At 31.2% G+C, this 10,016-nt stretch carries 11 protein-coding genes; 10 read left to right on the forward strand and 1 reads right to left on the reverse strand.

The annotated features are described in order from the left end of the window. The first annotated feature begins 90 nt into the window (after positions 1 to 90). Entirely contained in the window at positions 91 to 414 is a 324-nt protein-coding gene (locus ACUSJC_RS13665; protein ID WP_449270118.1) for a MerR family transcriptional regulator, read from the forward strand. Here the strand turns inward: ACUSJC_RS13665 and ACUSJC_RS13670 are convergent. Beyond that, a complete protein-coding gene (locus ACUSJC_RS13670) occupies positions 411 to 1,628 on the reverse strand; it encodes a phage integrase SAM-like domain-containing protein (RefSeq protein WP_449270119.1) in 1,218 nt (405 codons plus the stop codon). The two genes, ACUSJC_RS13665 and ACUSJC_RS13670, sit on opposite strands and share 4 nt — an antisense overlap. A 405-nt stretch (positions 1,629 to 2,033) precedes the next feature. Between ACUSJC_RS13670 and blaRATA the strand changes: the two genes are divergently transcribed. From blaRATA to ACUSJC_RS13715, 9 genes are all read left to right on the forward strand, one after another. Beyond that, entirely contained in the window at positions 2,034 to 2,948 is a 915-nt protein-coding gene (blaRATA, locus tag ACUSJC_RS13675) for an RATA family class A beta-lactamase (protein ID WP_449270120.1), read from the forward strand. Between the two features lie 239 nt (positions 2,949 to 3,187). Further along, on the forward strand, positions 3,188 to 3,544 hold the full coding sequence (locus ACUSJC_RS13680; RefSeq protein WP_449270121.1) for a YciI family protein: 357 nt from the start codon (positions 3,188 to 3,190) through the stop codon (positions 3,542 to 3,544). Continuing rightward, positions 3,534 to 4,748, forward strand: a complete 1,215-nt coding sequence (locus ACUSJC_RS13685) for a DUF6596 domain-containing protein (protein WP_449270122.1) — start codon at positions 3,534 to 3,536, stop codon at positions 4,746 to 4,748. The genes ACUSJC_RS13680 and ACUSJC_RS13685 overlap by 11 nt, the downstream gene beginning before the upstream one ends. Position 4,749: 1 nt before the next feature. After that, positions 4,750 to 5,223 (forward strand): DUF6265 family protein, encoded by a 474-nt coding sequence (locus ACUSJC_RS13690; RefSeq protein ID WP_449270123.1) that lies wholly within the window; start codon positions 4,750 to 4,752, stop codon positions 5,221 to 5,223. A 163-nt stretch (positions 5,224 to 5,386) separates the two neighbouring features. Next, the gene (locus ACUSJC_RS13695) at positions 5,387 to 5,950 is read left to right on the forward strand and encodes a hypothetical protein (RefSeq protein ID WP_449270124.1); all 564 of its coding nucleotides are present in this window, start codon (positions 5,387 to 5,389) and stop codon (positions 5,948 to 5,950) included. Positions 5,951 to 6,128: 178 nt separating this feature from the next. Then, positions 6,129 to 6,635: a hypothetical protein gene (locus tag ACUSJC_RS13700; protein ID WP_449270125.1), complete on the forward strand. Its 507-nt coding sequence runs from the start codon at positions 6,129 to 6,131 to the stop codon at positions 6,633 to 6,635. Between the two features lie 187 nt (positions 6,636 to 6,822). Next, the gene (locus tag ACUSJC_RS13705; RefSeq protein WP_449270126.1) at positions 6,823 to 8,349 is read left to right on the forward strand and encodes a T9SS type A sorting domain-containing protein; all 1,527 of its coding nucleotides are present in this window, start codon (positions 6,823 to 6,825) and stop codon (positions 8,347 to 8,349) included. Positions 8,350 to 8,496: 147 nt separating this feature from the next. After that, the gene (locus ACUSJC_RS13710) at positions 8,497 to 9,228 is read left to right on the forward strand and encodes a M949_RS01915 family surface polysaccharide biosynthesis protein (protein ID WP_449270127.1); all 732 of its coding nucleotides are present in this window, start codon (positions 8,497 to 8,499) and stop codon (positions 9,226 to 9,228) included. 202 nt (positions 9,229 to 9,430) lie between these two features. Continuing rightward, entirely contained in the window at positions 9,431 to 10,006 is a 576-nt protein-coding gene (locus ACUSJC_RS13715; RefSeq protein WP_449270128.1) for a hypothetical protein, read from the forward strand. Positions 10,007 to 10,016: the final 10 nt, after the last annotated feature.

Raw genomic sequence — 10,016 nt, forward strand, 5'->3', positions numbered from 1 at the left:
TTAAATATTCAATAATTGTAAATAATTTACAATTGCAAAATAAAGACTATTATTCTATATTTGCAACATTGATTGTAAATAATTTGCAAAATGAGCAAAAAGGAAGCAAATAAAGACCTGTCATTTGACTTTGATTTCTTAGATAAATTAGTTGTAGGTATTGGCGAGGTATCGCAGATTACGGGTATTGCCACACGTCAAATCCGCTATTGGGAAGAAAAGGGAATTATTACAAGTCTAACAGAAGAAGAGGGTAAAAACAGGCGTTACAATTATGAAAACATAAAAAAAATGTTACTCATAAAAGAAATGATTGACGAGGGATATACGCTTGATGCTTCTGCTGAAAAGGTTAAAAAGAGAATGGAAATGATTGAGGAAACGCTAAATAAATTACAGAATAAGAAAGGTTAGTTAATATACTTATCTACCGCATTATCCAATTCTTCGCTAATCACTTTGGCATAAATCTGAGTAATACCAATGTCTGAATGGTCTAACAGCTTTGAAACATATTCTATACGCATACCATTGTTTAAAGCATTTGTAGCGAATGTATGACGGCTTAAATGGAAAGATAAAGAGAAAGGCAATTCCATATCCTTACCCAATCTACGCAATTTCTGACCGCATAGAATGTTTTTTGCATTGATAATATATGCCTGATAATCGGTATCGGCATCAAACCTCTCTACATCTTCCAATATCGGAAAAACAAAATCGTTTCGCTGTGATATGGCTGTTTTGTATTGGTTCAGAATATCTATTGCAATCTGACCGATTTTAAAATTGTGGGTTCTTCCTGTTTTGCGAATGGTCTTCGTAATACGTTGTTCTTTTTCGTTATAGTTTTCCCATTTCAAACTCACGACATCACTAAAACGCAAACCACCTGCATACACCGAAAAAATGAACATATCCCTAAATACTTCGTCTTTTCCTGTATATTCAATTTTGAAATTGCGTAGCTTTTCTACCTGTTCTTTGCTCAAAAATAATCGTTTGCCTTTATCACGTTTTACCCGAACTTTTGAAAACGGATAAATGTTTTCTTCAATCACATCTTCCCTTTGTGCATCACGGAACATTACGGATAAAATCAATAAAGAATAGTGTACCGTAGTTGCTCCATTTTTCAAATTGTTGGACATATAATTGATATAATCTTTCAGCATCGTAACGGTAATATCATCGAAATAAATATCCCTGTGTCCAATGAATTTTTCAAACTTGGCTACATACTGTTTGTAATTTCTATAAGTAGCAACCGATACCGTTCCCTTGATACGTTCGCAACGGTTGTAAGCATATTCAAAGAAGTTTGCCATATCCTTACCTTTTATCGCTTCTTTTAGCTTTCGGGCTGATACGGATTTACGTTTGCGTTCGTGGTCTGCAACCGTTCCCTCTGCATCTGCTACTTTTTGAGAAATAAAGGCATTCATTCTGGCACTGTTGGCGTGGTTCTTCTTTATCTTCTGCTTGTCATCGTCCCATTCGTTGCGTTTCAGCTTTACGCCTGTGGCTACAAATTTGGCTTTTCTATCCTTTATAACCCTTATGTATAAAGGGCTATGACCTGTTTTATCTTCTTGGTTTGTCCGAAGCACTAATTTTATCGAAGCCATAAGAAAAAGTATTATATTTGTTGTACTAAAAAAAACAATCGAGTGCAAAACAATGAAACCATTTATAAATCAGCTATTTCAAAGCGGTGCAACCTGATACAAAGATACAACATTTGGTACAACAAACCTAACTTTTCATTGCTTTTTTCTGCGTTATTCTGTTCTTTCTTATTTTATAACTTATTGATAATTATGTATTTGAGTGCAAAAGGCGACATACGATTTGATACTTTTGATAACAGTGTATTGGCAAAAGCAGGGCTGACGGAAGTACATCAACATTTGTGCTTCTATTAGCTTTTGTGCTAAATTTGATCTGACGCTTTTCAAATGCCCGCCTTCGCCAATACCCAAAACGTTAGTGGCAATTTTAAAGACAGAAAGTAAGTAAACAAAAGAACAAAAATGAATAGACTTTTTCAATTGACAGTTTTACTATTATTATTCGTTACAAGTTGTAAAACTCCCTCCTACAAGACAGACTTACTACGAAATAAAATTGAGCAAATATTATCCGACAAAAACGCAGCAGTTGGAGTTTCAATAATTGGTAACAATGGAAAAGACACACTTTCGCTAAACGGAGACAAGCGATTTCCTATGCAAAGCGTATTTAAGTTCCACATAGCATTAGCTGTATTATCGGAAATTGACAAAGGAAAACTTTCCTTAGACAAAAAAATTGAGATTAGCAAAGATGAACTTTTACCGGAAGATTTTTGGAGCCCTCTTAGAGACGAAAACCCTAATGGTGGAACTTTTACTATTGAAAGACTAATTCAATATTCCGTTTCTCATAGCGACAATACTGCTTGTGATGTTTTAATAAGGCTAATAGGAACACCTAAAACGGTTGAAGAATACATTAAAAAAAGTGGCATAAATGATATACAAATCACTTATAACGAAGAACAAATGCAGGCTAAGTGGGAAAATATGTTTCAGAATTGGACTACACCAAAAGCAGCAAGCCAAACTCTTAAATTATTTTATGAGAATAAAAGCAATTTGCTTTCACAAAGTAGTTATGACTTTTTTTGGAAAACGAATAAAGAGACAACAACTGGTAAAAACCGTATAAGGGGGCAATTGCCAGAAGGAACAGTTGTTGCTCACAAGACAGGTTGGTCAGGGACAAATAAAGAAACAGGAATTACTGCCGCAGTTAACAATATTGGTATTGTTTTTTTACCTAATAGCGAATACTTTATCATAAGTGTATTTGTAAGTGAATCAAAAGAAGATTTTGACACAAATGAAAAAATTATAGCAGACATTGCAAAAGCAACTTATGACTTTTACACAACAACTGAAAAATAGAAAAACTGCCACTAACACGGGTTTTGCGTCAGGCGGGCTGAAGTGCAAAATTCAACATTAGTTTTTCAATTAAACATTAGTAATAATATTGGCTTTTGTGCTTCTATTTCCCACCCGAACGCAAAGCCCCAAACCGTTGTGTGTAAGCTTACCAAAACAACCGTTGAAAAAAAAATCGAGAAAAATGTCCAAAACAGAAGCACTAAAATGTCTTTACTGAAATTTTAAAATAATTTACAATGAAACAGTTCTTATTATTACTTCACGAAGACATTGAAAAACTAAACGAATTATCCCCGAAAGAAATGGAGGGTTTGGCTAATGCTCATATGAATTGGGCAAATAAATTAGCTGAAGCAGGACATTTGATTTCAGGAGACGGATTGCACGAAAAAGGTGTTCTCATAACAGGAAAAGATTCTGTTGTTAAAGACGGTCCTTATTTGGAATCTAAAGAAATTATCGGAGGTTATTACTTGTTACAAGCTGACGATATAGAAACGATTGTAGAATTGGCAAAAGAATGTCCTACACATCATTACGGAGGAACTACCGAAATCCGTCCGATAATGGAAATGAAAGATTATGAGCAGTAATTTGCTTTCCAAAGAAGAAATAAGTTATAGAGCAATCTATGGAAAGTTGTTTTCGGGATTATTAAATCAATTTGGAACAAATTACGTTTCTGAAATTGAGGATGCTATTCAAAATTCATTTTTGAAATCCTTAAAAATTTGGACACAAAATAATGTTCCGAACAACAAAGAAAACTGGCTTTTCATTGTGGCTCGTAATGATGTGTTCAACCAAATTAAAAAACGAAAAGAAAACCATAGTTTTTCAGTAGAACAAATTGAAGATACGTCATCAATCAACAATGAAACAGATTTACGGCTTCAAACGATTACCTTCATTTCTGGATTAGAAAATGTTTCCAATCAAGCCAAAATACTTTTCGTTCTTAAAAATATTTTTGGTTTTAGTATTTCCGAAATAGCTGATAGCACTTTAATCAATCAGGAAGCGATTTACAAAAACATCAACCGAACAAAGAAAAATGTTCAGCTTGAATTTAATGGTAATAATATTGACCTAAACTCAATTACAGCTAACTCAAAATCTATTTCCATTGTAGAAGAAATACTTTATGCAGTTTTTAATATCGGTTTCGATTCTTTTAATGAAAAGATGAAAAATATTGTGAATGAAGATTTGTGCTTGGAAGCATTTGCTTTGACAAAACTTTTGTTCAGCCAACATCAATTCGATTCGACAAGTAATTTATTGGCTCTTTTTTGCTTTCATATTGCAAGGATTCCTGCAAAGATTGATAACGGAAAACTCATTTCTTTTTTCAATCAAAACCGTGAAAAATGGAACAAAGAATTACTCAATTTGGGCTTTCATTATCTCAAAAAGCCGAAAGAAATCAGCAAATTTTATCTCGAAGCAATCATCATAAGCAAGTATATATCAATAAGTCAGCTAACTAAAAATGATTGGATTGACATTGTGAAATTATATGAAATGATGCAAAAATTTTCTCAATCGCCCATTGTAAAACTGAACTATTGCTTTTGTTTAAGCAAAATCGGAAAAACCGAAAATGCTTTGCTGATTCTTTCAGAAATTGAGAGAGAATTACCAAACGAACACCTCTATTTTTCTTTGGTAAAAGCTAAAATCTTAAAAGAAATCAATCCAAAAGAATCAGATGATTTATTCGTTTCGGTTATGAATAAAATGAACCAAAAAATCAGAAAAGAATACTTATTAGAAAACGAATTAATCCGATTATAAAATGAAAACAATATTGAAATTTATAGCTATTACGCTTATTACCTTTGCATTTACAATGTGTAACACCAAACAAAATGAAAACACAGAAAAGTACGAAAATTTTGATTGGTTGTTAGGAAAATGGCAACGGACAAATGAAGAAATAGGTAAAGCTACTTTTGAAAATTGGGAGAAAACCAACGATTCGGAATACAAGGGAATTGGATTTACTATTCAAAACAATGACACAATAAGCCAAGAAATAATGAAGATTTTGGAAACCAACGGAAAATGGAACTTATTGGTCAGAACTCTCGAAGAAAAAACGTTTGTACAATTTGAACTGTCAGAAATAAAAGAAGATAAATTTGTATTTAAAAACGATACGTTGGATTTTCCAAAATTGATAAAATATTGGAAAAATAGAGACAAAATAAATGCTCTAATTTCGGGAGACAGTTTAGAAATACCTTTTGAATTTAAACGAATTGAATAAGAAAGCCTACACACAACATCACCTATACGCAAGCAGGGGTTTCGTGCTTCGTATGACAGTTTTTCGTAAATTTGAAGTTCAGTTCTTCGCAGGAAGTTTAGTGGTTAAAATCCCTGCCTGCGTATAGCTGAGAAACGTTGTAACCTATTTTGAGAAAAACTATATGAATCCAACAGAATTTAAAAACATTTGGTTAAACAATGATTTAGAAACTTGGTCTGAATTTCCAAATGAGCAAATCGAAAAGTCAAATTTAAACGATTTAACAAAAGAAGTTTTAAAAATTGGATTTCCAAATAGCGCAGCGCCTTTTTTAGATTTTGGGCTAATTAGTTTTGATAATATCTTTACAAATATTCATGACTATTATTCTGATTCTGATTTAGATATAAATACTAAAAATTATTGGATTATTGGTTTTGAAAACAGTGGTAATCTAATTTGTGTTGACACATCAAAAAATGACCAAATCATAATTGTTGACCATGAACAAGACTTTGAAGTGTTAGAGGTTATGAATAAAAATATAATTGAACTAGGAAAGTCGCTATTATTGTACAGAAATTTTATAGAAAATGTAAATTCTGAATTTGGAGAAGACGGCTTTTTTGATTCCCTATATTCTCTTAATCATGTTAAAAGTTTAGAGCAAGAATTTAATAAAAATAATATTAACTCGAGCTTTTGGATAAGCGAAATAGAAAATCTAAAATCTGAGGCTAAATAAAAAACAGGTTACAACATTGGTTAGCTGTTATTGTGGCTTCTCGCCTACTTCCGAATTTTCTCCGAAAATCCGAAAGTATTCGTATATTTGGTTTGGCTTGTAACAAAACACCACAACAGCAGCTAGCCAAGGACCGTTAGCAGCCATTTTGGCCGAACTGAAAGAATAGAGACTTAAAATGAAAATACCGCGATTTTTTAATAAACTGATTGACAATGCAAAATATACAGAAACTTGCATTGATGAAAAACTCTATTTGAGAGAATACGGCGAAAAAGTAATTTTAAGAAACTCAATTAAGTCAAGCTTAGAAATGTTAACTATAAGCATTGTACTTGTAATAATCACTTTATATATAAATACAATTTATAAAAATACTATACTTGCTATTCTTTTTTGCATAATTATAGTATCAATTCCTTTACTTAAAATTGTTAACCAGAAACCTAAATTAATTATCTCAAAAGAATCGATAATATTCAGTAATGGAAAGCAAGTAAAATGGTGTGAAATCAAAGAAACAAGAATTGAAGAAACAAATCCATCAGAACTAAATAGTTATTTTAAATTACACATAACACAAGCTAACAATAAACTTGATAAAATTATTATCAATGACTTAAATTATTCAATTTCTGAAATAAGTCATATAATTGAATATTATAAAGAAAAAAACGACTGCTAACATCGGCTATAAATCATGGCTAGGTTTGCGCATATTTTCCGAATTTTGCTGCGCCAGTTCGCACTTTTGTGCTCGGGTCTCCGAAAATTCGAAATTAAATTTTATATTTGAAATTGCTCGGTCTGTGGTGTTTCGCCACAATTTTATAGCCGAAGACCGTTAGCAATAATGTTAAAAAACTGAACTTATGAAAAATTTTTACTTTTTATTAACTCTATTGAGTAATATTATATTTTCGCAAACTGATGGAACGCTAGATGTTTCTTTTGGTTCAAGTGGTAAAGTTGTTACAAATGTTTCATCTGGTGTAGATTTCGCATCCGATGGTATACAATTATCTGATAATAAAATTTTAGTTGGAGGTTATGCAAATCAAAATGGTCAGGATAATTTAGTATTAAAATATTTATCTAATGGACAATTAGATACTTCTTTTGGGAACAATGGTGTTTCCATTATTGAACTAGGTACAACATCTTCTCAAGTTAGAAAAATTGGAACGCAAAGTGATGGAAAAATTATTTTGGCAGGAAGAGCTGGTAATAGTGGACCAGCACACTCCACGATTTCAAGATTAAATCAGGATGGTACTCTAGATTTAAGTTTTGGTGTTAATGGTTATGTAACCCATATTTCAGGTAGTGAATCTGATATACAAGGATTAAGCATCTTAGATAATGACAAAATTATAGTGGTTGGTTACACACTTAATAGTAATGCAGATATAAAGGTTATAAAACTTAATTCAAATGGCACATATGATAATAGTTTTGGAAATAATGGTGTTGTAATTTTAGATTTTGGCAGTTTAGGAATTAGAGCTTTTTGTTCTATTATGAATGGTAACAAAATTTTAATAGGTGGTGTTATCTGTTGCAATCCAGATGAATCATCGCTTGTATTGCAATTAAATGCAGATGGAAGTTTAGACACTTCATTTGGAAATAATGGATGGAATTATGCATATTTTGGTTCAAGTACTGGTTTTTATGACCATGACAGGTTTTTAACAATTACTTTGAAAGACAACAAAATTTATGCAGTTGGCTCAAAATTATTTACATCAATTGATTACCAAATAAATTTAGCTAAATTTAATATTGATGGTTCTTTAGATACATCTTTCGATAGTGATGGTATGCTCACTATTAATACAAGTAGTCAAAAAGATTTCATACAAGATATAAAAATATTAGAAGACAATTCAATTTTAATGGCTGGAATATCGTCATTTTCCTCAACTTCTTCCTCATTTTTAATGGTCAAATTAAATCCTGATGGCACTCTTAATAGTGATTTTGGCAACAATGGGTTAGTTTTGACAAATTTAAATTCAACCACAAGTGGTATCCAAAAATTAATTGTTAACGAAAATAACATCATTGCAATTGGTAATAATAATATATCTAGCTCAGCAAATGTTGCTATGGCAAAATATCACAACTCAAATCCAGTTTTAAATATAAATGAAATAATAGATCAGAATAATAAACCATACGTTTTTCCTAATCCATTTAAGAATTATTTAAATATTAATTTTAAAGATTTACATTTAGTTGATAAAATAGAAATTTATGAAAATACAGGAAGATTAGTCTATTGGGAAGAAAATCCTGGTCAAGTTTTGAATTTGAGCTTTTTAAAATCTGGGACATACATATTCAAGTTTTATGCTGACAAAAATTTAAGAACAATAAAAGTAATCAAGGAATAACACTATTGCTAACAACGGTTACAAGTAATGGCTAGTTCAGGAATATTCCGAAAATTCTCCGAATTTTCTAAAATAAGTTTATATTTTGTTATGGCTTGGTTATGGTTTACGCCACTACTTGTAGCCGAGACCGTTACCAGCAATTTTATGAAAAACTACATTTTAAATATATTTTTAATCACTTTTAGCTTTGGATTTGGGCAAAGTAAGGCTCATTCTGAAAAGTTCAGAAAACTTGAACCTGATGTTTGGTTAGGTATTTGGGACAAAGCTAATTCAGAAAGCACTTTAAAAATAGATACACTTTTTTATGACGAAATTCCAAAAATTTTAGATTTTAAAGGAACCGTAGTTGAAGCTTTAAAATGGAAGGATGCTTTGGGTGAAAATATCCTTATTCAAACAGTTACTGGTCACTTTAGTTGGAAAGATTACGAAGAAAATTCGAAAAGTTACATTTTACAAGATAAATCAGAACTTTATGCTTATTTATTCAGAAAGACAAACTCCGAAAGTGAATTTGTTAGAGTTTGGAAAGTTTATGATTTTAATAAGTGTTATGGTGTTGATTGGTTTACTGGGTTCATACCAAAAGCAACAACAATTACTGATGTTAATAACAATGGAATTTCTGAAATAACTTTACCTTATGTTTTAATTTGTCGTGGCGGTATGGATCCAGGAGAAATGAAAATTATTATGTATGAGGGAAATACAAAATACGCATTAAGAGGATCAACGATGCTAATGTGTAAAAGTGAAAACCCATATGGCGGAGAATATACTTCAAGTGAAAATCTAAAAAATAATACAATCTTTTTGGACTTTCTTGAAAAACGTTGGAACATACACAAATGTGAAAACGGAAAGTATTATTAAAAACAGCTGGTAACATCGGTTATAAATTATGGCTAGGTTTGCGCATATTTTGCGAATTTTGCTGCGCCAGTTCACACTTTTGTGCTCGGGTCTCCGAAAATTCAAAATTAAATTTTATATTTGGTATCGCTCGGTTTGTGGTTTTCGCCACAATTTTATAGCCGAGGACCGTTGTACACAATATTGAAAAAACACAAAATCTATGAATTTACAGGAAATTGTCGTTGGAAGAAAAAGTGGAAAAGAAGAATTTTTAGAAAATAATGAAATCTTAAGCTTTAATTTAACTGATTTCTGGAGTTGGAATCAATCTAACTTAATTGAAAATAGAACACGTGGAATTTTAGCCGAATTTATTGTTAAACAAGCTCTTGAAATTAAATCAGACAAAAGAATTGAATGGGATAACTATGATCTAATAACTAATAAAGGAAAAAAAATAGAAATAAAATCAGCAGCTTACATTCAAAGTTGGGCACAAAAAAATTATTCTGAAATTAAATTTGGAATTTCACCAACTGTCGGTACAAAAGACAATCCAAAATATGATGGAAAAAAAAGACGATGGACAGATTTTTATGTATTTTGTTTACTTGAACATAAAGACCAAAAAACAATAAATCCATTAAATCTAGACCAATGGATTTTTTATGTTTTAGAAACCGAAATATTGAACAAATATAAACCTGAACAACAAACAATCAATTTAAATTCACTTTTAGAATTAAATCCAATTGAATGTAAATACAATCATTTGAAAAAAATTATTGAAAAATAAAATACTGTGT

This window comes from Flavobacterium sp. U410 (genome assembly GCF_053570605.1).